Source organism: Sphingobium sp. B7D2B (genome assembly GCF_025961895.1).
Classification (GTDB): Bacteria; Pseudomonadota; Alphaproteobacteria; order Sphingomonadales; family Sphingomonadaceae; genus Sphingobium.
The window spans coordinates 2844941-2871411 of sequence record NZ_JAOQOM010000001.1; the positions used below are offsets into that span (position 1 = coordinate 2844941).

The 26471-nt window shown below is 63.4% G+C and carries 25 protein-coding genes; 15 read left to right on the top strand and 10 right to left on the bottom strand.

The features are described from left to right. Window positions 1-57 precede the first annotated feature (57 nt). The 5 genes from M2341_RS13110 to M2341_RS13130 all read right to left on the bottom strand — a co-directional run bounded on the left by M2341_RS13110 (window position 58) and on the right by M2341_RS13130 (window position 6941). Window positions 58-828: a SapC family protein gene (locus M2341_RS13110; RefSeq protein WP_264585541.1), complete on the bottom strand. Its 771-nt coding sequence runs from the start codon at window positions 826-828 to the stop codon at window positions 58-60. Window positions 829-884: 56 nt separating this feature from the next. Continuing rightward, a complete protein-coding gene (locus M2341_RS13115) occupies window positions 885-2606 on the bottom strand; it encodes a ShlB/FhaC/HecB family hemolysin secretion/activation protein (RefSeq protein WP_264585542.1) in 1722 nt (573 codons plus the stop codon). Between the two features lie 602 nt (window positions 2607-3208). Beyond that, window positions 3209-3922, bottom strand: a complete 714-nt coding sequence (locus M2341_RS13120) for a response regulator transcription factor (protein WP_264585543.1) — start codon at window positions 3920-3922, stop codon at window positions 3209-3211. Window positions 3923-4128: 206 nt separating this feature from the next. Beyond that, a complete protein-coding gene (locus M2341_RS13125) occupies window positions 4129-4518 on the bottom strand; it encodes a response regulator (protein WP_264585544.1) in 390 nt (129 codons plus the stop codon). Further along, window positions 4515-6941 carry an ATP-binding protein gene (locus M2341_RS13130; RefSeq protein ID WP_264585545.1) on the bottom strand — a complete coding sequence of 809 codons (2427 nt, stop codon included), beginning with the start codon at window positions 6939-6941 and terminating at the stop codon, window positions 4515-4517. The genes M2341_RS13125 and M2341_RS13130 overlap by 4 nt, the downstream gene beginning before the upstream one ends. A gap of 717 nt (window positions 6942-7658) precedes the next feature. Here M2341_RS13130 and M2341_RS13135 point away from each other — a divergent pair. From M2341_RS13135 to M2341_RS13145, 3 genes are all read left to right on the top strand, one after another. Beyond that, complete coding sequence (locus M2341_RS13135; protein WP_264571026.1) at window positions 7659-8084, top strand: OsmC family protein; 426 nt, start codon at window positions 7659-7661, stop codon at window positions 8082-8084. Between the two features lie 109 nt (window positions 8085-8193). After that, window positions 8194-8538 carry a glycine zipper 2TM domain-containing protein gene (locus M2341_RS13140; protein ID WP_181560327.1) on the top strand — a complete coding sequence of 115 codons (345 nt, stop codon included), beginning with the start codon at window positions 8194-8196 and terminating at the stop codon, window positions 8536-8538. Between the two features lie 59 nt (window positions 8539-8597). Then, window positions 8598-8894, top strand: a complete 297-nt coding sequence (locus M2341_RS13145) for a hypothetical protein (protein WP_264585546.1) — start codon at window positions 8598-8600, stop codon at window positions 8892-8894. Window positions 8895-8947: 53 nt separating this feature from the next. On the opposite strand, the gene M2341_RS13150 is transcribed toward M2341_RS13145, so the two are convergent. Continuing rightward, on the bottom strand, window positions 8948-9361 hold the full coding sequence (locus M2341_RS13150) for a low affinity iron permease family protein (protein ID WP_413715532.1): 414 nt from the start codon (window positions 9359-9361) through the stop codon (window positions 8948-8950). Window positions 9362-9530: 169 nt separating this feature from the next. Between M2341_RS13150 and M2341_RS13155 the strand changes: the two genes are divergently transcribed. From M2341_RS13155 to M2341_RS13180, 6 genes are all read left to right on the top strand, one after another. Next, a complete protein-coding gene (locus M2341_RS13155; RefSeq protein ID WP_264571028.1) occupies window positions 9531-9854 on the top strand; it encodes a hypothetical protein in 324 nt (107 codons plus the stop codon). Between the two features lie 177 nt (window positions 9855-10031). Then, on the top strand, window positions 10032-11228 hold the full coding sequence (gene sucC, locus M2341_RS13160; protein ID WP_264571029.1) for an ADP-forming succinate--CoA ligase subunit beta: 1197 nt from the start codon (window positions 10032-10034) through the stop codon (window positions 11226-11228). After that, window positions 11228-11677 (top strand): GFA family protein, encoded by a 450-nt coding sequence (locus M2341_RS13165; protein WP_264585547.1) that lies wholly within the window; start codon window positions 11228-11230, stop codon window positions 11675-11677. Before sucC ends, M2341_RS13165 begins: the two co-directional genes overlap by 1 nt. A gap of 49 nt (window positions 11678-11726) precedes the next feature. After that, on the top strand, window positions 11727-12473 hold the full coding sequence (locus M2341_RS13170; RefSeq protein WP_181560332.1) for an electron transfer flavoprotein subunit beta/FixA family protein: 747 nt from the start codon (window positions 11727-11729) through the stop codon (window positions 12471-12473). A 107-nt stretch (window positions 12474-12580) separates the two neighbouring features. Then, a complete protein-coding gene (locus tag M2341_RS13175; protein ID WP_264575220.1) occupies window positions 12581-13510 on the top strand; it encodes an electron transfer flavoprotein subunit alpha/FixB family protein in 930 nt (309 codons plus the stop codon). A 237-nt stretch (window positions 13511-13747) separates the two neighbouring features. Continuing rightward, window positions 13748-14413 carry a DUF1345 domain-containing protein gene (locus M2341_RS13180; RefSeq protein WP_264585548.1) on the top strand — a complete coding sequence of 222 codons (666 nt, stop codon included), beginning with the start codon at window positions 13748-13750 and terminating at the stop codon, window positions 14411-14413. A 316-nt stretch (window positions 14414-14729) separates the two neighbouring features. Here the strand turns inward: M2341_RS13180 and M2341_RS13185 are convergent, their stop codons facing one another. Together M2341_RS13185 and M2341_RS13190 are read right to left on the bottom strand one after the other, a co-directional pair. Beyond that, window positions 14730-15515, bottom strand: coding sequence for a 3-hydroxybutyrate dehydrogenase (locus tag M2341_RS13185; protein WP_181560335.1), 786 nt, complete (start codon window positions 15513-15515; stop codon window positions 14730-14732). After that, on the bottom strand, window positions 15512-16690 hold the full coding sequence (locus M2341_RS13190; RefSeq protein ID WP_264585549.1) for a patatin-like phospholipase family protein: 1179 nt from the start codon (window positions 16688-16690) through the stop codon (window positions 15512-15514). The genes M2341_RS13185 and M2341_RS13190 overlap by 4 nt, the downstream gene beginning before the upstream one ends. A gap of 194 nt (window positions 16691-16884) precedes the next feature. Between M2341_RS13190 and M2341_RS13195 the strand changes: the two genes are divergently transcribed. Beyond that, window positions 16885-17769 (top strand): neutral zinc metallopeptidase, encoded by an 885-nt coding sequence (locus tag M2341_RS13195; RefSeq protein ID WP_181560337.1) that lies wholly within the window; start codon window positions 16885-16887, stop codon window positions 17767-17769. Between the two features lie 833 nt (window positions 17770-18602). Here the strand turns inward: M2341_RS13195 and dksA are convergent. Then, window positions 18603-19064, bottom strand: a complete 462-nt coding sequence (gene dksA / locus M2341_RS13200; RefSeq protein WP_181560338.1) for an RNA polymerase-binding protein DksA — start codon at window positions 19062-19064, stop codon at window positions 18603-18605. Between the two features lie 262 nt (window positions 19065-19326). Between dksA and serS the strand changes: the two genes are divergently transcribed. The 4 genes from serS (at window position 19327) to rimO (ending at window position 23977) form a co-directional block, all read left to right on the top strand. Continuing rightward, window positions 19327-20604, top strand: a complete 1278-nt coding sequence (gene serS, locus M2341_RS13205) for a serine--tRNA ligase (RefSeq protein WP_264585550.1) — start codon at window positions 19327-19329, stop codon at window positions 20602-20604. Beyond that, window positions 20604-21377 (top strand): 5'/3'-nucleotidase SurE, encoded by a 774-nt coding sequence (gene surE / locus M2341_RS13210; RefSeq protein WP_264585551.1) that lies wholly within the window; start codon window positions 20604-20606, stop codon window positions 21375-21377. The genes serS and surE overlap by 1 nt, the downstream gene beginning before the upstream one ends. Before the next feature lie 103 nt (window positions 21378-21480). Next, a complete protein-coding gene (locus M2341_RS13215) occupies window positions 21481-22539 on the top strand; it encodes a potassium channel family protein (protein WP_264573368.1) in 1059 nt (352 codons plus the stop codon). Between the two features lie 67 nt (window positions 22540-22606). Further along, window positions 22607-23977, top strand: coding sequence for a 30S ribosomal protein S12 methylthiotransferase RimO (gene rimO / locus M2341_RS13220; RefSeq protein WP_264585552.1), 1371 nt, complete (start codon window positions 22607-22609; stop codon window positions 23975-23977). 160 nt (window positions 23978-24137) lie between these two features. On the opposite strand, the gene M2341_RS13225 is transcribed toward rimO, so the two are convergent. Next, window positions 24138-24965, bottom strand: a complete 828-nt coding sequence (locus M2341_RS13225) for a DUF3298 and DUF4163 domain-containing protein (RefSeq protein ID WP_264585553.1) — start codon at window positions 24963-24965, stop codon at window positions 24138-24140. An 83-nt stretch (window positions 24966-25048) separates the two neighbouring features. Between M2341_RS13225 and M2341_RS13230 the strand changes: the two genes are divergently transcribed. Further along, window positions 25049-26449 carry a leucyl aminopeptidase family protein gene (locus M2341_RS13230; protein ID WP_264585554.1) on the top strand — a complete coding sequence of 467 codons (1401 nt, stop codon included), beginning with the start codon at window positions 25049-25051 and terminating at the stop codon, window positions 26447-26449. Window positions 26450-26471: the final 22 nt, after the last annotated feature.

Consider the following 26471-nt stretch of genomic DNA (forward strand, 5'->3'; position numbering starts at 1 on the left):
TGGGGATTGTGCCGGCCGCCATCCTTCGGGGGATCATGGGTGGTCAGGCGGCCCTTCTCAGGCGGCTTCGGCCACCGGCTGTTCCTCGGCCTGGCGGCGCGCCGCGCGGCGGACGATGAGATCGTCCCAGCGCTGCAGCGAGACCAGGTGCATGTCGATCATCGCATGGGCGCCGCGCTTGACGAGGTCAGCGAGCACCGCATCGGGCAGTTCGCGGAGCGTCTCTTCCGAGACGGCATAATAGTCCGCCAGATGCTCGGGCGTTTCACCCGGGATGAACGTGTTCTTGACCTCGAACAGGCCGGCAGCCTCGATCATGTCGATGAAGGTCTGAGTGCGGCGGCGCTCGGATTCGAACTCGTCGAGAAACGCAATGGCGTTCTTGGTGAATTCGGTCGGTTCGCCGCCGGAGAACAGGGCTTCGCCCTCCTCACCCTCGACAAAACCGGGCGCTGCGCGGTCGATGCAGACGACGAACTGTTCCTCGCCGGCACCGGCCAGCGTGAAGGGGTAGCGGCGCAGATAAGCGGGCACATAGGCGCCGGCCTCGAACTGGCCGTCGGCCATGAACAGGTTCTCGCCCTCGGCCAGGCCCATCACCGCCAGCGGCGTGCGCTCGGCACCCGCGAAGATGATTGGATAGTGGCGCATTGCCTGCGGAAACTCGCCGACGAGCAGCGGCACCAGGTGCAGTTCGCGCCCGCTGGGAAAACCCGCCTCGGCACGCTGAAAGCGCAGCGCGCCGTGGACTTCGGAGTGGAGGGCCTCGGGCTGATCGTAGAGAAGCTGCGAGCCAGAGAGTTCGATGTCGTTGTTAACCTTGGTCATGCGAGTGGTCCTTCGCGTTTCGTGGTTGTGATCGTGATGATCGGGGGTCTTCCGGTTCAGAAGCTGGCGGTGACGCGGGCCTGGAGGCGCCAGTCGCCGGAACGTGTGCTCATCCCATCCTTGAGAGCCCAGGCCGAATTGATGCCGGCAGAGAGGTGCCGGCCGAAGCGGTAGTCCGTCCCCACACCCGCCGATGCGACGGTCGTGTTGCGCCGCGCGGCAAGATCGCGCCCATGCGCGATGTCGGTGAAGAGGTAGGGGGAAAGCTGGTCTTCCTTGCCAATCAGGGCGAAGGGCGGCAGGCGCAGCTCGTTGCGCAGCACGAAGCCGCGATCGTAGCTGCCGTCATCTGCCGTGTAGCCGCGTGCCAGCCCCTCGCCACCGACGCCGATCTGCGCAGGAAGCGGCAGCGGGCGGCGGGCATATTGGAACGCGAACTGGCTCGTCAGCGCGAAGTTCTTCGGCAAGCGAACCGCGCCGGAGACGTCCAGCGTCGCATAGGCATAACGGTCGGACGTGACCCGGTCGTTGGTCAGTTCCGCAAGCCGCGCGCCAGAGCTGCGGGCGCTCAGCCCGCCGGGGCTGACATGGAGGTTCCCGCTAACCGAAAGCTGGCGTCCATTGCCCGTCCATCCCTTCGAGAGGCCGAGCAGGCCCTGCCACATATCCGCAGAATCGGAGAGCGCGGTCAGTTGGCCGAAGAAGACCTCCCGGCGCTGACGCTTAAATTCGACACCTGCTAGAACGTCGCCAAAGCCGGCAGGCAGGCCCAGATTGGACAGTGCCGAGCGATAACCGAGCGTTGCCTCGCGGGTGCGCTGGCGAACGGAGAAATCCGCATTGATGACCTGATTGGTGAGCGCATCGCTCAGCGTCAGTTCGATATTCTGGCGCGGCGCGGTCGGGATATAAAGCCGGCCACCCTGTGCGACATAGCGCGGCTGGCCGCGAAGAACGCCGCCATCCTTGTACCAGAAATCCGTGCTGCCGGTGATCTGGTAGGATGCATAGCCCCCTTCGATGAGGGGAAGACGGGCCATCGCACCCAGGAAGAACCGGTCGATCCCCGTGGAATCCGAGCCGCCATTGCTCCAGCCGCCATAGACGCGCACGGGGCGGTCACGGCGCACAGCCAGAGTGAGATCAGTGACGCCGTCCTGGTCCACCGCCGGCGCGAAACGCGCACCGACTTCACCCATGGGCGTGCGATTGAGCCAGTCGAGATCTTCGGCAAGCGGGGTCGCTTCCACCGGGTCGCCCGACTTCTGGCGGATGCCATCGAGCACGGCCTTGGCCGCCTTGCCGTCAGCGCCCTGCACCTTGATGTCGCCGACGCGGAACTCGGTCACGCGGATTTGCAGGACGCCAGAGGTGATTTCCTGCGCAGGCGTGGAAAGAGAAACGAACGGGCGCCCGACACTGCGCGCCTTGCGCGCGATGTCGGCCTGAATCTGGGCGATCAGCTTGCGCGAGAGCGGCTGGCCGATGAACGAGCGCAGCGTGTTGTCGATACCAGCGCGATCGAGATTGGGAACGCGCGAGGCATCGACCGCGTCTGAAGGCACCATGTCGAAGGCAAGCGGCTCGTCCGTGCCGGAGAGAAGAACGATGTGGCGCAGCGTCGCGCCCAGGGGCGTCTCGTCTTGCGATGCCGGCACGATGTCTGGCGCGGCAATGGGCGCGCCCGGCGCCACCGGAACCGGCGGGAGGCTGCGTTCGATTGCGGTCTGCGCATTAGCTGCCGACGCACCCAGAAGGGCCAAGCTTGTCGAAAGCATTAAGATGTGGGTCTGTTTCATCATTCCAAGCCAATTACAAAGAGACATTAAGTCACGTCTGAAAGTAAATATGCAGCCTGTTATGAGTAATTCTGATTAATAATTAGTTAAAATGACCTGTTACATAATATATGTAACGCTATGTTACATATTTCACTATGTATCACCTAAACTGTATTTGAGTTATCGGATGGGCTTTTGCGTATTAGGAAGGCGCTGCATGAGAAGCACGGCTTCCCGCTGCAGCGTGCAAACGAGACCTGCGCGATCCACCCGCTTCCCGCGGTGGACGGCAATCCAAGTGGCAATGTCGATAGGAAAGGGCTGGGGATGCAGATCTCGCCGCGCACGCCTGCCAGGCCTGGAGAACCCGGTTCGCGTCACCGCCACCGACGCAGTGCCGACGCAACCCAAGCGACGTTCAGGATTCGGGCGATGGATGCAGGAGGCGTGAGGTCATCCATCAAATGGATCATCGACCAACGCGAAAAGCGGTGCGCGCGGAAACCGACACCGCGAGCAAACCATGTTCAGATCAATATGGCGCCTTGGGAGATATACACTTTCCGCATCGACCTGACTGCGCCATGCCTGCGTGCGGTTCAGGCCCGGGGCTGATCGGTAGCGGTGACGACATAGCCGGTCCCTCGCGCCGCGCGCACGGGAAATGCCATGCCGGTGAAATCCTCGACCCGTCGGCGCATCCGGGAGATCAGGACGTCCAGCGCGCGGTTGTCCGGGTCCACATGCGTTTTCCCAAGGTTGGCGTTCAACACATCACGAGAAACCGCTTGTCCGGGCGTTTCCAGCAGTGGCGCCAATATCTGGCACTCCAGCGAGGAGAGCTTGACCGATTTGCCGTTCGGCGCCGTCAAAAGCCAGGCGCGCAGGTCGAGATGCCACGAGCCCTTTTCGCCAACAGGGTCTTCCTGGCTTGTCCGGCTCTTGCTGACACGACGTGCCAGATTTCTGATAACGCTCTCAAGCTCGCGCAGATTCACGGGCTTATGCAGATAATGGTCGACCCCCATGGACAGACTGAGCAGCTTGTCTTCCTCGGCCGTGCGCCCGGTAAGGATGATGATCCCCACTTGCGACCAAGACCGCAGCCGGGCCGCAGCCATGATGCCATTCTCACCAGGAAGATTCACGTCGAGGATTACCACGTCGGGCGGATCGGCCCGCCAGACATCGTCGAGGTCAGCCGTATTGGCGAAGGGAGCGACCTTCATTCCGACGCCGGACAAGAAACGGCTCAATATACTCCTCAGATCATCATCGTCTTCCACGATGCTGACCAAGACACTGTCTGGCATAATGGCTCCTATCTCTCGCCTTTCAATGACCCATGTCCTCGCTAAACCCTTATTCCTTCTCAGATATTACCAAAATTACCGTAAACCCCAAACGCCGCTTCAGTCGGGTCGGTTGCTTGCCAGCCCGAACCGGGTGTACGCCATCCTGACGGGTCGAGGTCTCTTTGCCGTTGAGTGGAAGCGCGAGGGCCGGCTCGCGAAGCACCTCAAATATTGACGACCTTGCGAATATGCTGAGCCAGCGTGATCGGGTTGAAGGGTTTCAGGATGATGTCCGCCACCCCCAGTTTGCGATAGCTCGCAAGGTCCATTTCCCGCCCCATGGCCGTGATGAAAATGAAAGGCTTGCCCTGAAGCCCGTAACTGTTGCGCAGGGTCTGCATCAACTCTGGACCGCTCATTTTAGGCATCATCACATCCAGCATGATCACGTCCGGTCGCCAGTCACTGGCATCCAATAACGCCAGAGCCTCTGCCGCGCTCCCCGCAGCGCGCAGGTCCATCGCGCGATCGAGCGATACCGCAAGCTTCACGATATGCCGGATGTCCGCGTCGTCATCGACATACAGCAAGGCAAGGGGCGCCTGACCACTCATAACCGGAGCCTGACGTGACGTTCTGCAATCACCCGGCGAATGGTCGCCTTGAGATCGGGCATGGACGCACGAGATTTCAGCAGCACCGCATCGACCGGAGTAAGATCGTCGAACCGCAAGTCCTGCGCGGAATAGATGATAACTGGAATTGCGACACCATCTGTGGTGAGCAGGTCAGGCAGTAGATCGAGCCCCGTTCCGTGCTCCAAATGATAATCAAGGATCACCAGGTCGGGTTGCCGCCTGGCAAGCAGGGTGCGGGCCTGCTCCAGCGAGCGGGCCTTGAAGATTTCGGCTTCACCAGCCAACGCCATGGCCGTCACGTCCAGCGTATCCTGGTCGTCATCGAGATGGAGGACGGTCGGCCGCTCTCTCTTATTAAGCGGGACACCGGCGGAGACAGCAGCCTTCAACCGTAGGACATCGACGGGCTTTTCGATCCAGTCGACCAAATCCAGCGAGAGACGGGTCGTTGGCGCCTCAAGATTCTGCGGTGACACCACCAAAATCGAGAGGCTGTCAGGCCCCGCCTGCTGGCGCAGATCACGCGCGATCTCAAAAGCATTGGCATCTTCCAGTGCCATGTCCAGCAGCAGCATCGTGTAACCATGCTCGGCAATGGCGTCGCGGGCTGCCATGGCATTGGTAACGAGGTGACTGGCATAGCCCTCACTCGCGAGGGCAGATTGCAGGGAAAGCCCCACCTGCGGGTCGCTCTCGCAAATCAGGATGCTGGTCTCCAGATCCAGATCGTCGGCGACAGTCGCCGACACCGATGCAGGGAGCGAGAAAACGAAGCGTGTGCCGGCCTTCGGCAGATCCTCAAACCAGATCTTACCGCCATGACGGCTGACGATCTCCTGTGCTATGGCAAGTCCGAGACCGGTGCCGGCAGTCCCTTCATGCTCGATAGCGCGCTCGAAGCGGCCGAAGATTCGCGAACGGAATTCCGCTGCAATGCCCGGCCCTTCGTCATCCACCTGCACGATTGCCTCGCCATCGTGCCGCCCGTGGCGCACGGTAATCTGCACACGGCCCTGCCCCGGCGTATATTTGAGCGCGTTGGAAACGAGGTTGCCGATCACCTGAAGAATGCGATCGTCATCCACTTCGACGATCACCGGCGCATCCGGCACATGACACGTCAATGCGGCACCTTGCGAGCGGGCAAGCCCGTCGAAATTCTCGCAGGCACGCAAAGCGATATCGCGCAGATCGACCTGGGCCATCGACATCTGGAAGCGCCCGGCTTCGATCCGATCAATATCGAGCATGTCGTTGATCAGCCGGATCAGCCGGCGACCATTATTTTCGGCGATGCCGACGAGCTCGCGCGCGCCTTCGGGCAGCTCACCGCCCGCCTCGGCATTGAGGAGCGAGAGCGCGCCGATGATCGAGGTGAGCGGCGTGCGCAGTTCATGGCTGACAGAGGAAATGAGGTCGTTCTTCTGCTGATCGAGACGACGGCGCTCGGTAATGTCTCGTAGGGACATCACGAGATGGTCTCCATCGGGCAACCGCATGGTGCCGAGCGCGATATCGAACGGGATCATCTTGCCACTGCGGTCGCGCACAATCTGCTCATGGAAGAAGCTGACCTTCAAGACGCCGTCGACCAGCCCCACCCGCTCATGGAAACTGCCGCTGCCCGGCGCGATATTGGTCACGACGCTGATGTCGCGACGATCGAGCTCGTGCGTGTCATAGCCCAGTGTGCGCGTGACGGCGGGATTGATCATCTCGATCGTCCCGCTCGGGTTGATGATGAAGATGGGATCGGCGGTCCCGTTGAGAATCGCCTGATTGCGCTTGGCCGCATCGTAGCTTGCCAGTGCGATACGATACTGCGCTTGCCGCTGGCGCCACAGCAGCCAGAGCATCACGGCCAGCACGAGGCTGCCTATAGCGAGGATGATCCACATCGCCCGCTGGAGCGTCGCTGATCGCGCCTGTACTGCCTGAACCCGCTGCGCGCCCGTGGCGATCTCTCGCTGGATTAGCTGGCCCGCCACCCGTTCAAACCTCGCCATCAACCGCTGACCCTGACCATCGCTGATCCGGCCGAGCGCAGCAGCAGTGCCCTGCGTGTCATGCAGATGGATCACCTCGTCCATCTCTGCGAATTTCGTATCCGCCGTCTGATCCAGGTCGGACAGCCTCTCCTGCTGGATGGTATCGTCGCCAAACCCCTTGTGCAGTTCGCGCAACAAACGGCGGGTCGAACGTTCGCCCTCGATAAATCGGGAACGGAGCGCTTCATCGCCACTGATCGCATAGCCACGCTGGCTGGTCTCAGCCGATCGCATGATCGACAGCAGGTCGCTGACCTGACTCCTGCGGCTGTTGGATGCTAAGGCTTCTACACGCAGCGTTTCCCAACGATCATATTCGCTCTGCAACCAGGTCAGCGTCGATGCCAGCATCAGGGGGATCATCAGCGCAGGCACGAGGAAGAGCCATGCAATGGGTCGGCGCGGTTGTAGCCGATTCATCCGAAGGTTCCTTCGCGCCCGATGTTGCCCAGCTCAAGAGGCACCGTCCCGATAAATCGAACACTGAGGAATCCGCTCAATCCCCGTTTATTTGCGATGCAGCGCACTCAGATTTGCCCAAGGCGTACGGTTCTTTTGAAAGCAAAGTTCCTAAGACTGAGCCGCAAAGCGGGTTCCATCAAAGCTCTCCCGAAATCGAAGCCTTCCAGCACGGAACCCTTACTTGTGCCGGCAGAGAGTTAGCCCCCCACTGGGCAGGGCACCCCGGCCTAGCTATATTCTCAATTTTTGTTCAACTCGCATAATGATTGCCTAAATCATCTTTGTCCACACTGGAGATGCGACCACTTGACTCCTCCATCAGGCGTGAATCCAGTGATAGTAGTGGGTGATATCGGATAGTCGAACATGCGCTCTATGCCAACGCCTCCCGGATCATCGGCGCGTCCCGGCTCGCACCCTCGCCTGCCAGTAAGTGTCGGCTCTGCTACTCAATCATTCCCTTATGGGCCGGAGCGCCCCGCCTCCATGCATTGTCGCCAAATCCTCCAGCAAAGATGGTACGATCTGGCACGCCGCCCTTTAGGCAACCGAGCGCGGGGGGCGTTCGTTCAACGATATTGCGCAACGCGTTCAAGGAGACATCACATGACCACCCGGACAGCATCGGCTCAATATGAAGGCATGGGCAAGGCCGGCAAAGGCCGCCTCACCACCCAATCCGGCGTGCTCAAGGAGCAGCCCTATGGTTTTGGCACCCGGTTCGGCGATGAGCCCGGCACCAATCCCGAGGAGCTGATCGCGGCGGCCCATGCCGGTTGCTTCACCATGGCGCTCTCCTTCGCGCTGGAGCGCGCCGGCTATGCCGACGGGTCGCTCGACACCAAGGCGTCCGTCAAGCTCGAACAGGGCGATGGCGGCTTTACGATCACCCGCTCGGACCTGGTGCTGGAAGCCACCGTCCCCGGCATAGACCCCGATGAGTTTGCGCGGATCGCGGAAGAGGCGAAGAAGACCTGCCCGGTCTCGAAGCTGCTCAATGCCGAGGTGACGCTGGAACATCGCCTGAGCTGATCCGGCACGCGAGCGCGCAGCAGGACGGGTTCTGCGAGCCCTCGGAACGACCTCGCCTTCCAGCCGTTATCTCTGCCAACAAGGGCAGGACGATCAGAAAGGCAAGGACATGACTTTCGCAGGATTTCGCACACCGGCCATCGCGCTCGCAGCCGCGACCATGACCCTCGCAGGGTGCAGCGACATGGGCCTTGGCGGCGGCCCCGGCTACGCCTCGAACAATGATGGCTATGTGCTGGGCGCCAATGACCCGATCTACCGTGACGACCGAGGCGGCTACTATTGCCGCAAGCCGGACGGCACGCGGGGCGCGATCATCGGCGGCCTTGCCGGTGGCGTTCTCGGCAACATCATCGCGCCCGGCGGCAGCAAGACGATCGGCACGATCATCGGCGCTGCGGGTGGCGCCGTGGCTGGTCGAGCCATCGAACGCGGCGAGGTGCGCTGCCGTTAAGGCTTGCCGGTCGACGCCGTGACAGCACTTCGCAACATTTTGCAAATCAGGAGAGCATCATGCTGAAAACATTTTTCTATGGAGCGGTCGCCGCCTTCATCGGCTCGAAGCTCAAGAAGATGAACGATGAGGGACGCCTCGAGCCGTACAAGGATCGCGCCCGCAAGCGCGCTCAAGAGCTGAAGGACAAGTTGGCGGAACATCGCCAGACGTCCGAGACGGATACGGCCCGGCAGGGGATCGGCAAATCGCTGTCGTCCGGCAAGGCGCAAGCCAATGCTTCGGCATCGCCGGACGTTTCGAAGCCTGCAAAGGCCCATCCTTGGCCGGTTGATCCAAAGGCCATGCCGAGCTGAGCGATTAGTCCTCCACATGAAACGGGCGCCCGAACGGCGCCCGTTTTGCTTTGTCAGCGGCGCTCGATCAGCCTGTTCAGCTCGACTTGGCGCTGGGCGATCAATTCCGGCACCGCGTCGATTTCCTTCTCCAACGCATCGCGCAGGCTGCAAATCTGCGCATCGGTGAGATGCTCGATTCCGATATAGCCATTCTGCGCGGACTCGATGGCGCGGATAAGCTCGTCCAGCTTGACCTGCATCGCGCTCGCGTCGCGGTTCTGGGCATTCTGGATCAGGAACACCATGAGGAAGGTCACGATGGTCGTGCCGGTGTTGATGACCAGCTGCCAGGTATCGGACCACTGAAAGAGCGGCCCGCTGACCCCCCATATGACGATGATGCCCAAGGCGAGAACGAAGGTGAATGGCTGGCCCGTCCAGCTCGCCATGCGACTGGCAAAACGGGTGAAAAACATCTCGATCATGGTGCGCATTCCAGCAGGGAGGATGCGGCGGATGTGTAACCGGTCGGGGCCGGGCTGGCCAGCACGCAGGCACGCACACCAAGGATGCTGCGCCCGCCTGTGCGCCAAGACAGAGCAGCCGAAACGCAGGCTCTAGGCATGAGCCGCCTGGCCGGCTAATCTCCCGCGCATGAAGCTCACCTCCGCCCGCGCGCTTGCCGCCCTCGCCCTGCCCGCAGCCATTTTGTTGAGCAGCTGCGCGACGCCGGAAAGTCGCATTCGCGCAGGGCTCGTGCGCGCTGGCCTCAGCGAGCCGATGGCCGGCTGCATGGCGCGCACCCTCACGGATCGCCTGAGCAATGCGCAGCTTCGCCGGATCGCGACGCTGACCGATGGACGCGGCATCGACCCGAACCGGACGACGGTGAGCGAAATGGTTCGCCACCTGAGCACGCTGGGCGATCCCGAAATCCTGCGAGCGGCGACAGCATCGGCCATTAGCTGCGCGATCTGACGCACAGACCTGACGTCTTCCAGCCAATCCGACTTGCGACGCCTTGCTCCGAGGGGGCACTGGTCCACGTGTAAATAGCGTATCCGAACCGTCGATTTTGCAACTTTGCAAATTACGCCGGCGTCGGCTTGGGCTATGGCGCGGCCAACCTCTTCTCAGGCTCAGGATACTGCACCCATGAACATCCATGAATATCAGGCCAAGGAACTGCTCGCGAAATTTGGCGCCCCCGTCCCCGCCGGCCATGCCGCGCTGACCGTGGCGGAAGCCGTCGAGGCCGCCAAGTCGCTCCCCGGCCCGCTCTATGTGGTGAAGGCGCAGATCCATGCCGGCGGGCGCGGCAAGGGCAAGTTCAAGGAGCTCGGTCCGGATGCCAAGGGCGGCGTGCGGCTGGCCAAGACGATCGAGGAAGTCGAGGCGCACGCCAAGGACATGCTCGGCAACACGCTGGTGACGATCCAGACCGGTGAGGCCGGCAAGCAGGTCAACCGCCTGTACATCACCGATGGCGTCGACATCGAGAAGGAATTCTACCTCGCCCTGCTCGTGGACCGCGCCAGCGGCCGCATCGCCATGGTCGCTTCCACCGAGGGCGGCATGGACATCGAGGAAGTGGCGCACTCCACGCCCGAGAAGATCCACACCATCACCATCGACCCGGCGACCGGCTTCATGCCGCATCATGGCCGCCGCGTGGCTGCCGCGTTGGAGCTTTCGGGCGATCTCGCCAAGCAGGCCAGCAAGGTTGCCGGCGCGCTCTACAAGGCGTTCCTCGGCACCGATGCCAGCCAGATCGAGATCAACCCGCTCGCCATCGCCGGCGGCAAGATCCAGGTGCTGGACGCCAAGGTCGGCTTCGACGGCAATGCCCTGTTCCGCCACCCGGACCTGATGGACCTGCGCGACGAGACCGAGGAAGACCCCGCCGAACTGGAAGCGAGCAAGTACGACCTCGCCTACATTAAGCTGGATGGCGACATCGGCTGCATGGTCAACGGCGCGGGCCTTGCCATGGCGACGATGGACATCATCAAATTGAACGGCATGTTCCCGGCCAACTTCCTCGATGTGGGCGGCGGCGCCTCCAAGGAGAAGGTGACAGCGGCGTTCAAGATCATTCTGAGCGACCCCGCGGTGAAGGGCATTCTGGTCAACATCTTCGGCGGCATCATGCGCTGCGACATCATTGCCGAGGGCATTGTCGCAGCGGCCAAGGAAGTGAATCTCTCGGTGCCCCTGGTCGTGCGGCTTGAGGGCACCAACGTGGCGCAGGGCAAGGAAATCCTCGCCAATTCCGGCCTCGCTATCGTGCCGGCCGACGATCTGGGCGATGCCGCCAAGAAGATCGTGGCCGAGGTGAAGGCACTGGCCTGATGCAGGGCGCGGCAGAGGGCGGTTGCCGCTGTGGCAAGCTGCGCTTTCGGGTGACCGGGGCGCCGCTGTTCACGGCGGCCTGCCACTGCCGCGGCTGCCAGCTGATGACGGCGAGCGCTTTCTCGCTGAGTAGCTGCTATCTCTCCACCGGTTTCGAGGTAATCGCCGGGGAGTCGGTGATCGGTGGATTGCACGGGGCAACCCGGCATTTCTTCTGCGACCATTGCCTGAGCTGGGTGTTCACGCGGCCGGACGGCATGGACGAGATCGTCAACGTGCGCACGACCTTGCTGGACGCGCCGCCGACGGACCCGCCGTTCCTCGAAACCTATACCTCGGAAGCGCTGCCCTGGGCAGTCACGAAAGCCAGACACAGCTTCGAGACCTTCCCGCCCATGGAGCAATTCCAACCCCTCATGGCGGAATTCGCCAGTCTCGCGCACGGTTGACGTTAACGTGAACGTCAACTAACATTTGAATGTCTTAAGGAGAGCGCAGATGAAAATCCTCGTCCCCGTAAAGCGGGTGCTCGATTACAATCTCAAGCCGCGCGTGAAGGCGGACGGGTCCGGTGTGGACCTGGCCAACGTCAAGCTCAGCATGAACCCCTTTGACGAGATTGCCGTCGAGGAAGCCATTCGCCTGAAGGAAAAGGGCGTCGCGACCGAGATCGTCGCAGTCTCCATCGGCGAGGCGAAGTCGCAGGAGACGCTGCGCACGGCGCTGGCCATGGGCGCGGACCGCGCGATCCTGATTACCCACGAGGGCGTGGCCGAGCCGCTCGCGGTGGCCAAGCTCCTGAAGGCGATTGTCGATGAGGAGCAGCCGGGCCTGGTGATCCTCGGCAAGCAGGCGATCGACGATGACAGCAATCAGACCGGGCAGATGCTCGCCGCGCTGCTCGGCTGGGCACAGGGCACCTTCGCCAGCAAGGTCGAGGTCTCGGGTGATACGGCGAACGTGACGCGCGAAGTGGACGGCGGGCTGGAAACGGTGGCGCTCAAGCTGCCAGCCATCGTGACGACCGACCTGCGCCTGAACGAGCCGCGCTATGCCTCGCTGCCCAACATCATGAAGGCCAAGTCCAAGCCGCTCGCGCAGAAAACGCCGGCCGACTACGGCGTGGACATGACGCCGAGGCTGACGACGCTGACGGTGACCGAACCGGCCAAGCGGCAGGCGGGCGTGAAGGTGAACAGCGTGGATGAGCTGGTCGAGAAGCTGAAGGTGCTTGGGGTCGCCTGAGCGACCGATCACTTTTCCGTTCGTGTCGAGCGAAGTCGAGACACGCCGCGCACAACGCTTCTCGACTTCGCTCGAAGCGAACGGGATGCGGATGAAGGGACAGGATAATGAAGACACTGGTTCTGGTCGAGCATGACAATGCCACCCTCAAGGATGCGACCCTGCCGGTCGTGACCGCCGCCGCCAAGCTGGGCGAGGTCCATCTGCTCGTCGCGGGCAAGGGCTGCGCCGCCGTGGCCGAGCAGGCAGCGAAGATCGCGGGCGTGGCCAAGGTCCATCTCGCCGACGACGCCGCGCTGGAGCATCAGCTGCCGGAAAATGTCGCGCCGCTGATCGTCGATCTCATGGGGCATCATGACGCCTTCCTCGCGCCTGCCACCACCACCGGCAAGAACATCGCCCCGCGCGTCGCCGCCTTGCTGGACGTGATGCAGATTTCGGACATCATCGCGGTTGATGGGCCGGACACGTTCACGCGCCCGATCTATGCCGGCAACGCCATCGCGCAGGTGAAGACGAGTGACGCCAAGCTGGTCATCACCGTGCGCGGCACCGCCTTCGACAAGGCGGCGCCCGAGGGCGGATCGGCTCCGGTGGAGGCCGTGTCCGGCACCGGCGATGCCGGCACGGCGCGCTTCGTGTCCGCCGAGGTTGCTGCCTCGGAACGGCCCGAGCTGACCAGCGCCAAGGTGATCGTCTCGGGTGGTCGTGGCGTGGGCAGCGGCGAGAATTACAAGGCGCTCATCGAGCCGCTGGCCGACAAGCTCGGCGCGGCAGTGGGCGCCTCGCGCGCGGCGGTGGATGCGGGCTTCGTGCCCAACGACTATCAGGTTGGCCAGACCGGCAAGATCGTGGCGCCGGACGTCTACATCGCCGTCGGCATTTCCGGCGCCATCCAGCACCTTGCCGGCATGAAGGACTCCAAGACCATCATCGCCATCAACAAGGACGAGGATGCGCCGATCTTCCAGGTGGCCGACGTCGGACTGGTGGGCGACCTGTTCCAAATCGTGCCGGAGTTGACGAGCAAGCTCTGAAGCGCGGGTTGAATTTGGCAGAATGCGGGCGCGTCGCTATTGGACGCGTCCGGGTTCTGCGGGGCCAAGACCGGCTCTGCTAAAGGTTCCTAACCTTGGCGCAGAAGGGCGCGGACGTGACTTGCGTTGTAGAACGGGAAAGTCAGGGATTGGTGAGCCCGAACGGCGATGCGCGCCGGCGCTAGCAGATGAAGAAACAAGGTTCGGCAGGCAATTTCGCCCGCTATAGTCGCACCGATGGCTCTTGACCTTGGACGGCGCCTTGCGCCCATACGCTTCCTCGCTTTTGCGACGATCCTGCTTGTCAGCCTGCCGCTGCTGCATCCGGTTCTGGGCTGGCGTCATGCCACGATGGCGGGATTCGATATCGCGGCCGGCATCTTTCTGCTGTCCGTCTGGCCTTTGCTGGCCCGCGCCGGGCCGGATCAGATGCGCCAGTCTGCCGCGCGGAACGATGCCAATCGCACCTTGCTGCTGGGGATAACCGGCGCGGTCTCGCTGGTGGTGCTCGTCGCAATCTTCTCCGAACTTGAGAACAGGCACGATCCCGGCGTCGAGGCCATGGCTCTGGTCATCGCGACCCTGGCACTGGCGTGGATCTTCTCCAACATGGTCTACGCCCTCCATTATGCCCATATGTTCTATGTGCGGAGCGAGGGCGACGCGAAGGACGAGGGCGGCGCGGATGCGCGCGGCTTCGACTTTCCCGGTACCAAGGAGCCGACCTATTGGGATTTCGTCTACTTCAGCTTCACGCTGGGCATGACGTTCCAGACCTCGGACGTGGCGGTCACCTCCACGTCGGTCCGGCGCGTGGCGACGATCCACAGCCTTGCCGCCTTTGTCTTCAATCTGGGCGTGCTGGCCTTCACGATCAACGTGCTGGGCGGCAGCGGTAACTGAGCCTATCCACGCGGTTGCGACACATTGATACAAAATCCGCCGATTGCGACAAAGTCTCGTGACAAGTGCGGGCTATACAGTCCTCATCAGCGTTACTCTCCCACGGCGCTGATACTCTCCCACAGTCCCCGACGGCCCCTCCCTCCCCCAGGGAGGGGCCAAGGACGTTGGGGCTAAGTGCCCCCATCCCAGCTAGATTTGCGAATAGTGCTCCTGCGCAGGCAGGAGCCTAGGGCGCAGCCGGATGTCCTTGCCGCCCTAGGCTCCTGCCTGCGCAGGAGCACACGCTTCTATCTAGCTGTCGTAATTGTAGCCCTCAGGCGGCGGTCCAGCCGCCATCCACGCTGATGTTCGCGCCGGTAATGTTGCTCGCGGGATCCGAGCAGAGGAACATCGCGATGGCGGCGACCTGCTCCACCGTCACGAACTCCTTGGTCGGCTGGCCAGCCAGCAGAACATCGTTGATCACCTGCTCGCGCGTCATGTTGCGCGCTTTCATCGTGTCCGGAATCTGGCCCTCGACCAGCGGGGTCCAGACATAGCCGGGCGAGATGCAGTTGGCAGTGATGCCAAAGGTCGCCAACTCCAGCGCGATCGTTTTGGTAAAGCCGGCAAGGCCGTGCTTGGCCGTCACATAAGCCGACTTGAACGGCGAGGCGACGAGGCTGTGCGCGGAGGCGGTCTGGATGATCCGGCCCCATTTGCGCTGCTTCATATAGGGCACGGCAAGCCGGGTGGTGTGAAAGGCGGATTCCAGATTGAGCTTGATGATGAGGCTCCACTTGTCGAGCGGGAATTCCTCCACCGGCGCGACATGCTGGGTGCCGGCATTGTTGATGAGGATATCGACACCGCCAAAGGCCTCCGCCGCCTGCGCCATCATCGCCTCGATCTCCTCCGGCTTGGTGAGATCATGGCCGGAATAGATCGCCTTCGCGCCGCTCGCCTGCTCCAGGGCCAGCCGCTCCTTCTCGATGGCATCGGCATCGCCAAAGCCGTTGATGACGAGGTTGACACCCTCGGCCGCCAGCGACTTGGCATAAGCAAGGCCGATGCCTGATGTGGAGCCGGTGATCAGCGCTGTCTTGCCCTTCAAACTCATGCCTGCTTCTCCTTGATCTGACCGGTCAGCGCGAGGTCGAAGGTTGCGCTGCGGCCACTGACGATATTTTCCGCGATAAGCTGGGTCCCGTGCGAGAGCACGGCGGCGACGGCTGCATCGCCCTGCGCCCAGTGATCCAGCATCGTGCGGCGCGAAAATTCGAAATCGCGCGCGCCGCTGTGCCATGCGCGCAGGCGGTGGATAAGATGGATGATGTTGACCGATCCCTCTTCGATCATCCCCGCCAGCCGCCGGGCCTCGGGTGTTTGGGCGAGGTCCTGCGGCAAGCGATCCAGCAGCGCGCGGATCGCCTCATGCTCGCGCCGAGTACGCAGGAAGCGGTCCGTCACCTGCCGGGTGCGGCTGGAATATTGAATATCCTTTTGCCGCGACCAGACATCGCTCATTTCGCGCGGCAGCGGCCCTTCTGCCGGGAAGAGATCGACCTGGAAGATCAGCAGATCACCGGACTGATGCTCGAGGACATGACTGAGCGGGGTATTGGAGACCAGGCCGCCATCCCAATAATGGCGTCCATCGATCTCCACCTGCGGGAGTCCCGGCGGCAGGGCACCGGAAGCCATGACATGGCGGGCATCGATCCGGCCCCGCCATTTCGGGTCCTGATTGTCGAAATAGACGAAATTGCCGCTCTCGATATCCACTGCGCCAATGGAAAACCGCATGGGACCGTGATTGACCCGGTCCCAGTCGACCAGCCGGTCCAGTGTCTCGCGCAAGGGCGCCGTGTCGTAATAGCTGATCGCTTCCGTCGTGCCGGGCGGCGCCCATAGGGGCTGCAAGAAATGCGGGCGGAAGAAACCTGGTACGCCCCCGAGCAGCACGGCGCCGGCGGCGGCGAGATGTGCGCCCTCGCGCAGATGATCGTCCTCGGGCAGGCAGATGTTCGGCAGGCCGCTGCTGACGAGAGTCCAGAACTCGGTCAGACGGGCCACCCATTGATCGGGCGTGTTGCCGGCGATGATGGCGGCATTGACGGCGCCGATGGAGATGCCCGCGACCCAGTCGATCCCGATGCCAAGCGCCGCCAGCCGCTCGATCACGCCGGCCTGATAAGACCCCAGCGCGCCTCCGCCCTGGAGGACCAGTGCGACCTGATCGGGCAAAGGGAGCGGCGCATGGCCGCCGCGGCGACGCGGAGTCGGCATATCCATGGTGCGATGCAATATCCCAATCCCCGGCCGTCCACCAGCGCCGAGCGGGGACCGGATGTCGCGATCCCCACAGAATTGCCGGGGCGTTGGGATAGTTCCTAGCCTTGTTGCATTTCACCGTCGCAGCGGGGAGAATTTCCCGACACATCGACCATGGCGTGATCATGCAAGCACGCGCTGGGGAAGGGACGAGAATGCGGCTCGACGACGAACGGGAAAGCAGCAACTACGAGATCCAGCGTGGCGGCGGGGGCGGTTTCGGCGGCGGGGGCGGCAATCTGCTCGGCATGTTGCTGCCGATGATCGGCAGCCGCTTCGGCTGCGGCGGGGTGGTAATCGCGCTCGCCGTGTTCGCCTTCATCAGCTTTAGCGGCGGCGGGCTGCTGACCGGCGGAGATACCTCCCAGCCGGCGACCGAGCAGGGCGCTCCTACGGGTCAGGAGGGAGAGCTGACACAGATGCAGAGCTTCTCGCTCAAGGTGCTCAACACCACCGAGCGCATCTGGGGCGATCTCTTCCGGCAAAGCGGCCAGACCTACAAGCCCGCCGTGCTCTCATTCTATGCCCAAAACGGAAAATCTGGCTGCGGGGCGGCGCAATCGGCCATGGGACCATTCTACTGCCCGCTCGACGAGAAGATTTACCTCGACACGGATTTTTTCCGGGAACTGCAGCAGCGCTTCGGCGCACCGGGCGACTTCGCCCAGGCCTATGTGATCGCCCATGAAGTCGCGCATCATGTCCAGCATCTGGAGGGCCGGCTGGATGATGTGAACAAAAGGCAGCAGCAGCTGGGCGAAGCACAAGCCAATGCACTGCAGGTCCGCATCGAGCTGCAGGCCGATTGCTACGCAGGGGTGTGGGGACGCCGTACCGGTCTGATGGAAACCGGCGACCTTGAGGAAGGCCTGCGCGCTGCCGCAGCGATCGGCGATGACACGCTGCAAAAGGACGCCGGGCGCCGGCCGGTGCCGGACAGCTTCACCCACGGCACCAGCGCCCAGCGGGTGGCTTGGCTGCGTCGGGGCTACGACTCCGGCGACCCTGCCCAGTGCGACACCTTCAGCGGCGACATCTGATCGTCGAAGCGGGCAGGTGATTCGCGAATACGGGCGACATTGCATTCGATTGCAATGTTCAGCTAGGAGCAAGGCGCCCTCATCCATGATCAGAAAATGGCGGGTTTCTTTGAATTTTTTTCGCTTCTTTGAGGCGATCCCCGGTTGATTCCGTCACCTCTCGCGGGCGCGAGATAAAACCCAGCGGTGAGAGAGATGAAGAAGGTTTCCCCTCCGGCGAAAATTTTTTCTCTTTTAGATCAAAGGCGTATATCTAAATTACATTTTTGCATCAGCGAGTTTCGTTTTTCGCACTTGCAGCAAAAAACGGATGTGCTATTTAGAAACTGCCTTTCAGGCATCCTCTCCTAAGACTCAAGGGGCCGATCTCTCACGAGGTCGGCCCTTTTTTTTTGTATAAAACTGCATTAGGCAGGCCCGTCTCCATCGCTCTTACAAGATTACTTCGGAGAGGGAGCCGCCGGGAAGACCGGCACGGGCGACGGGACAAAGCGGAGGATCGAGCGCTTAGAAGCAGCTCTCCTCCGCTTTTTCGTTTCTGGACATTGGCGCGATTATAGATGCAGCAGAATCCTGCTGTCATTGCGGGCTGACTGCCGTAGGCGGGTGTGAGCGCGCGGGTTAGGGCACAAGGATGCTCCCCGAGCGAAGGCGGAAGCCCGGCACCGTTGACAGCCTCCCGAGAGAATAGAAAGCCCGCGAGCACTGAACCGCGCACGCGCAATCAACGCTAGTTGATCAGTCAGGAAGGCGAGCGGCCAGAACGCCGCTCATCGGCGGCGCGCCCTGCGCAGACATGCAAGCTATCGGGAGGAGAGCTGCCAGTCGTGTGATCAATCGTCGCGGGAGACTTTTTCCTGCCGTTCGTGGCGCTCCTGCGCCTCGACGGTCATGGTCGCGATGGGGCGGGCTTCAAGGCGACCGAGCGAGATGGGCTCACCGGTCACTTCGCAATAGCCATACTCGCCATCGTCGATGCGGCGCAACGCGGCGTCGATCTTCGAGATGAGCTTGCGCTGGCGATCGCGGGTGCGCAGCTCGATGGACCAGTCCGTTTCGCTGGAGGCGCGATCGTTGAGATCGGGCTCGCGCAGCGGTTCGCTCTGCAGCGTGGCGAGCGTGCCCTCTGCCTCGGCGAGAATTTGCTTTTTCCAATCGAGCAACCTGCGGCGGAAATATTCCAGCTGCAGCGGCCCCATAAACTCTTCGTCTGCGGAAGGCCGATAGCCCTCGGGAAGATCGATCCCCGAGCCTTTCGAGCCGTTTTTATCCGACGAATCTGCAAGCGAGGCCATTCACTTCTCCGCGTCGATCAAGTCGCCGATTTCCGGCGCTCTCGCGGCGCCTATAGAGCGCAGCCGAGAGTGAAACAAGCACTGTTTCCAGCGCATTGAACGATGACTGAACAACGGCCGAATCCGCCGTGAATCGGCGGCCGAACGAGACGAATACCGCTGCCCTCGCCAGGCTTGGGCGGCGGTGCCAGTCGCGTCCTCACCACTGGGAGATCGCTGGCCGCTTGATCGGCCATGGCGCGCGGGGCATAGGCGGTGCGCCATGCATGATATCAAAGCCATTCGGGACAATCCCGCCGCCTTCGACGCCGCCCTCGCCCGCCGTGGTATGGAGCCGGTCGCCGCCTCTATCGGCGAGGAGGACACGCGCTGGCGCGCCGTCGCCACGCAGGTGCAGGAAGGCCTCGCGCGACGCAACGAGGCCAGCAAGGCCATCGGCCAGGCGATGGCGAAGGGCGACAAGGAGACAGCCGAGGCGCTGAAGGCGGAGGTCGCGACACTCAAGACCAGCCTGCCCGAGCTGGAGGCGCAGGAGAAGGCGCTGGCGGAGGCTGTGCAGAGCCGCCTCGCCGCCATTCCCAATCTGCCCGCCGCAGACGTGCCCGATGGCGTCGATGAGGCGGGCAATGTGGAAGTGCACCGCTGGGGCACGCCGCGCAGCTTCGACTTCACGCCGCAGGACCATGCCGATTTCGGTCCTGCGCTCGGCCTCGATTTCGAGGGTGCGGCTGCCATGTCCGGCGCGCGCTTCGCGGCGCTGCGGGGGCAGATGGCGCGGCTGCATCGGGCGCTCGCGCAATTCATGCTCGACCGGCAGACGGAGACCAATGGCTATACCGAGGTCAATCCACCGCTGCTGGTGCGCGACGAGGCGGTGTTCGGCACCGGGCAGTTGCCGAAGTTCGCCGAAGACCTCTTCCGCACCACCACCGGCCACTGGCTGATCCCGACCGCCGAGGTGAGCCTCACCAATCTCGTGCGCGAGCAGATTTTGACCGAGGCCGCGCTGCCCATGCGGTTCACGGCGCTCACGCCCTGCTTCCGCTCGGAGGCGGGGTCGGCCGGGCGCGATACGCGCGGGTTCATTCGCCAGCATCAGTTCGAGAAGGTCGAGCTGGTGGCGATCTGCACACCCGATCAGGCGGCGACCGAGCATGAGCATATGCTCAAATCCGCCGAGGGCATTCTTGAGGCGCTGGGCCTGCCCTATCGTCGGATGCTGCTCTGTGCTGGAGACATGGGCTTCTCCGCCACCAAGACCTTCGATCTGGAAGTGTGGCTGCCGAGCCAGCAGACCTATCGCGAGATCAGCTCCGTCTCGACCTGTGGCGACTTCCAGGCGCGGCGCATGAATGCGCGCTACCGGCCCGAGGGCGAGAAGGGCACGCGCTTCCTGCACACGCTCAACGGATCGGGTCTCGCCGTAGGGCGGACACTGGTAGCGGTGCTGGAGAATTACCAGAACGCCGACGGCAGCGTGACCGTGCCCGAGGCGTTGCTACCCTATATCGGTGGCCTCACGACGCTGGCGCCCGCCTGATGCGCATCCTGCTTACCAATGACGATGGCGTGAACGCGCCCGGCCTCAAGGTGCTGGAGAAGATCGCCCGCTGCTTTTCCGACGACATCTGGATCGTCGCGCCGATGGAGGAGCAATCGGGCGCCGGGCACAGCCTGACACTCTCCCGCCCGCTGCGCCTGCGCGAGCATGGCGAAAAGCATTATAGCGTCTCCGGCACGCCCACCGATGCGGTGATGATGGCGGTGGGGCATCTGATGAAGGACCAGAAGCCCGACCTGCTGCTCTCCGGCGTCAATCGCGGCGCCAATCTGGGCGAGGACGTGACCTATTCCGGCACCGTCTCGGCGGCGATGGAAGGCGCGATCTCCGGCGTGCGCTCGATTGCGCTGAGCCAAGTCTACTCGCGCGAGGGGCTGGGCGACAGCATTCCGTTCGAGGCGGCCGAGGCCTGGGGCGAGCGGGTGGTCCGCGCGCTGCTCAAGCAGGATGCGCTGGAACGCACACTCATCAACGTGAACTTCCCGGCCCTGCCCGCCAGCGCGATCAAGGGCATCAAGGTCGCGCGCCAGGGCTTCTACGACATCGACCGCACCCGCATCGTGCCGGGCACCGATCCGCGCGGTTATGATTATTTCTGGTTCGGCCTGCACCACAGCGACTCAGCACCGGAAGCGAGCGACCTCGCGGCGGTTTCGGAGGGCTATGTATCGGTGACGCCGCTGCACTACGACCTGACGCACTATGAATTGCTCACGGCGCTGCAAGCGGGGCTGGCGGGGGCCGGGGAATAACGGCAGTGATCTGAAGCCCCTTCTTGGAAGATGAGGGGAGAAGGTTCACTCCTGCCCCCACCTCGCCTTGCACCTTGCCCTCCCCGCTGGCACAAGGCCGTTGATGTTCCAGCGCGACGATCCCCGCGTGCCGCCGCGCGCCTTTTTGCGACGGCGCTCGTCCCTGCCGGTCTGGGCGGACCTCGCGTGGCGGGTGGGTGCGATCCTGATCCTCGCGACCTTCGTTCTGATGGTTCACTGGTTCGAGCGGGACGGGCTGCGCGACAATCTCGACGGGGAGGTCAGCTTTGGCGATGTCGTCTACTTCACCGCCGTGACGGTCACCACCGTGGGCTATGGCGACATCGTGCCGGTCACGGACCGCACCCGGCTGTTCGAGAGCATCTTCGTTACCCCGGCGCGCATCTTCGTCTGGCTGATCTTTCTTGGCACGGCCTATCAGTTCGTTTTCCGCAATGTTTGGCACAGGTGGCGCATGTCGCAGATCCAGAAGTCCCTCACCAACCACATCATCGTCGCCGGCTTCGGCACGAGCGGTTCCGAGGCGGTGCGGGAGCTGGTGGCGCGCGGCACAGACCCGCGCTGCATCGTCGTCATTGAGCGCAGCGACGAATCGCTGGCGCTGGCCGAGGCCGCTGGTTGCAACATCCTGAAAGGGGATGCGACGCGCGACCAGACGCTGATGGACGTGCGCGTTCAGGAAGCGCAGGCCATGATCGTCTCGGCCGGACGCGACGACACTTCGATCCTCGTGACGCTGACGGCTCGCCACCTCGCGCCCGATATCCCGCTGAGTGTCGTCGTGAGGGCGCCAGACAATGAGTCGCTCGCCCGCCAGGCGGGCGCGACGACGGTCATCAATCCGGTCAGTTTCGCCGGACTGCTGCTCGCCGGTTCGTGCCAAGGCGCTCATATCGCCGATTATATGGCCGATCTTGCCGCATCGGGCGGGCGCGTGCAGCTGCGCGAGCGCCGCGTCACGCAGGCCGAGGTGGGCGAACCGCTGAGCGCGATCCAGACCGGCCTGGGCGTGCGTCTCTATCGTGCCGGGCGCGCTTATGGTTTCTGGGAGCCAGAAGCCGCGATGCTCTATGCGGGCGACATGATCATCGAGATCATTCCCAACGACGGCGAAACACCGCCCAGCCCCAGCCCGGCGTAACGGCGCAGATGGACCGCGCGGGACGACTCGCCTTTTGCTTGCCGGCGCCCTATATGCGCGCGCAATCATGGCATTGAAAATCCCCGACGCGCCCAAGGTGGGCATGGTCTCGCTCGGCTGCCCCAAGGCGCTGGTCGATTCAGAACGTATCCTCACCAAGCTGAGGAGCGATGGTTACGCCCTGTCCCCAGACTATGATGGCGCGGACGTGGTGCTGGTGAACACCTGCGGTTTTCTGGACAGCGCCAAGGAAGAAAGCCTCGAGGCGATTGGCGAAGCCATTGCTGAGAACGGCCGCGTGATCGTGACCGGCTGCATGGGCAATGAGGCCGAGCTGATCCGCGCCCGCTTCCCGGAGGTGCTGGCGATCACCGGTGCGCATCAATATGAGGATGTGGTCAATGCGGTGCACGATGCCGCGCCGCCCGTCCCCAATGCTTTTGTCGATCTGGTGCCCGAGGGCGGCCTCAAGCTCACCCCGCGCCATTATGGCTATGTGAAGATCAGCGAGGGCTGCAACCATAGCTGCGCCTTCTGCATCATCCCCGATTTGCGCGGCAAGCTCGCCAGTCGACGGATCGACGCGGTGCTGCGCGAGGCGGAGAAGCTGGTCGCGGCGGGCACCAAGGAACTGCTGATCATCAGCCAGGACACCTCTGCTTATGGGGTGGACGTGCGCCATGAGGAACGGCTGTGGAAGGGCGAACCGGTCCGCACCCATATGACCGACCTTGCCCGCGCACTCGGCGGCCTGCGCACGCCACAGGGCGAGCAGCCCTGGGTGCGGCTGCATTATGTCTACCCCTATCCGCATGTCGACGCGGTGATCCCGCTGATGGCGGAAGGGCTGCTGACGCCCTATCTCGACATCCCCTTCCAGCACGCCGCGCCCAATGTGCTGCGCGCCATGAAGCGCCCCGCCAACGAGGCCAAGGTGCTGGAGCGCCTGCGCGGCTGGCGGGAAATCTGCCCGGATATCGCGATCCGCTCCAGCTTCGTCGTCGGCTTCCCTGGCGAGACGGAAGCGGACTTCCAGTATCTGCTCGACTGGCTGGAGGAAGCGCAGCTCGACCGCGTCGGCGCCTTCCGCTTCGAGCCGGTGGAGGGGGCGCAAGCCAATGCCCTGCCCGACCATGTGCCAAACGAAGTGAAGGAAGAGCGCTTCCAGCGGATCATGGACGCCTGCGCGCGGATTTCAGCCGCCAAGCTGGCCGCCAAGATCGGCCGGACGCTGCCTGTGATTATCGACGAGGTTGGCGAACCGGATGAGGACGGCAGTGTCGGGGCGACCGGCCGCAGCCAGGCTGACGCGCCGGAGATCGACGGGCATGTTTATCTGCGCGACGTCGATCCGGGGCTTGCGGCGGGGGATTTCGTGACCGTCGAGATCGAGGATGCGGACGAGCACGACCTGTTTGGCGTGCCGATTTCGGTCTGACCAAGCTTTCCAGCCTCCCGTTCGTGTCGAGCCCTTCGACTGCCCGCAGGCGGGCGCTCAGGATAAACTTCAGCCGTTAGGCTGAAGTCGAGACACGGGAAGAGCGGTGCTTGTGTGTCTCGACTTCGCTCGACACGAACGGGAGGTGGGGATTGCCGGCCTACTGCGCCGCCGCGAAGGCCCCCTTCCAGGCCGGTTTCACCGCGCCCAGCACTGCCGCATCCACCGGCACTTCGATCTCGTAGATCCCTTCCGCATAGGGCCCGGCCTCATAAGGCATGATCACGAAGTGAAGGCGGTTGAGCGCGCCGCCACCTGAGGTCGCGGCAATGATCGTCTGCTTGGTTGGATCGACACATTGGTCGAATTCGGGGATCGGGCTGCCCTCCCCGCTGCCGACGGGCTCTCCGCGCCGCTTGGCGCGCTCGGCGTCCAAAGCCGTGCAGAAGCGGTCTTTAACGGCGCGGCCTAGCGCAGCGACGTCGAACAAGGCGCCGGCCTCCAGCGCCTTGTTCCCGGCCTTGTCCCAGTAGAGAACCTTGACCAGTGGCATGCCGTGCGCGCCGCCCGTATAGCTATAGCCTTCGCTGCGCAAAACGAGCAGCGCCGGCACGTCGGCTGCCACGGACCAGTCCTCGGTATAGCTATAGCCACGGAAGGGGTAGCCGGCCTCCTTTGCGGAGGCTTCTTCTGCCCGGATGCCGTCCTCCGTTTCCTTGCGCTGCTTCTCCGCGCTCTCCTGCAGCATGGCATTGAGCGGGGCGATGGCCGCCGCCGCGGCGGGCCAGCTGACGCGAAATTCGGATTCGTCCTTGGTGAACGCCACCGACTTGCCTCCCACCGCATTGGCCTGCATCGCATTGATGGGCTCGGCTGCGTTGACCGCATTCTCGACCGGCACCTGCATATTGTTGGCGACGGTTTCATTGCCGCAGGCGGCCAGCGCGATGCACAGGCTGAGCAGAGTGGCGGTCTTGATGGGGGCCATGGGGCAATCCTTTCACGAATGGGGCGAGCCTAACGGATCAGCCGGCGCTTGCCGAGGCCCCTTGCGCACTCTAACCCTGCATTATGACGGACCCAGCCGATCTCGTTCGCCCCGACACGGGCCAGACCGCCCATCTCATCCATCTCATCGATGCCGCCAGCCATGAGCAATGGCTCGCCGGACGAACCGAGCGGGAACGCGCGGCGCTCGTGGCGCAGAATTACCAGCCAAAGGCCTATGCCCACGCCATCATGCCCGGGGAAAAGCCCGATGATTGGAGCGTGGTGACCTATGTCGCCAATGTCGACTCGCTCTCCAGCTGGTGCCTCGCCAAACTGCCGGGCGTGCTGCCCGCGGGAACCTATCGCCTGGCAGAGCGGGAGCCGGGCCCGGCCATCTTCGGCTGGATGACGGCGCAATATCGCTTCGAGCGCTACAAGGCCAAGCCGGCGACCAAGGGACCATGCGTGCTGCTCACCGGCCAGCCCGGCGCCATTGACGGTGCCGCCGCGCAGGCCCGCGCGACCGCGCTGGTGCGCGATATGGTCAATACGCCGACGGCGGAAATGGGGCCGGACGAGATCGAGGCGCAGACGCGCGCGGTCACCGAGCGCCACGGCGCGACCATGACCGTGACGCGCGGCGATGCGCTCGAATCGGGCTATCCGATGATCCAAGCCGTCGGCCGCGCGGCGGACCGAGCCAATGCGCCCCGGCTGATCGAGCTGGTCTGGGGCCGCGAGGAGCATCCGCGCATCGCTTTGGTCGGCAAGGGGATCACCTTCGATACCGGTGGCCTCGATATCAAGCCGGCTTCCGGGATGCGGCTGATGAAGAAGGACATGGGCGGCGCGGCCCACGCGCTGGCGCTGGCGGATCTGGTGATGGGCGCAGGTCTGCCTGTACGGCTGCACCTGCTGCTGCCGGTCGCCGAGAACGCCATCGCTGGCAATGCCTTCCGCCCCGGCGATGTCCTGCGTAGCCGCAAGGGCCTGACCGTCGAGATCGGCAATACCGATGCGGAGGGACGGCTGGTGCTCGGCGACGCGCTGACGCGGGCCGGCGAAGACAAGCCCGAACTCATTATCGACTTCGCCACGCTGACCGGCGCGGCGCGGGTCGCGCTCGGCCCGGACCTGCCTGCGCTCTTCACCAATGACGATGCACTGGCGGCCATGCTGGCCAGCTGTGGCACCGACGTGGACGATCCGCTGTGGCGCCTGCCACTATGGGCGCCCTACAACGACCTGTTCAAGAGCGACATTGCGGACCTCTCCAACAGCGGCGAAACCCCGTTTGCCGGCGCCTCGACGGCGGCGCTGTTCCTCCAGCGCTTCGTGCCGGACAAGACCCCGTGGGTGCATTTCGACACCTTTGCATGGCGGCCGACCGCCAAACCGGGCCGACCCAAGGGGGGTGAGGCCCTCGGCCTGCGCGCGACCTTCGCCATGCTGCAAAAGCGCTACGGACAGTCTGGGGATTGAGCGATCCGGGCATCTGCGCCGG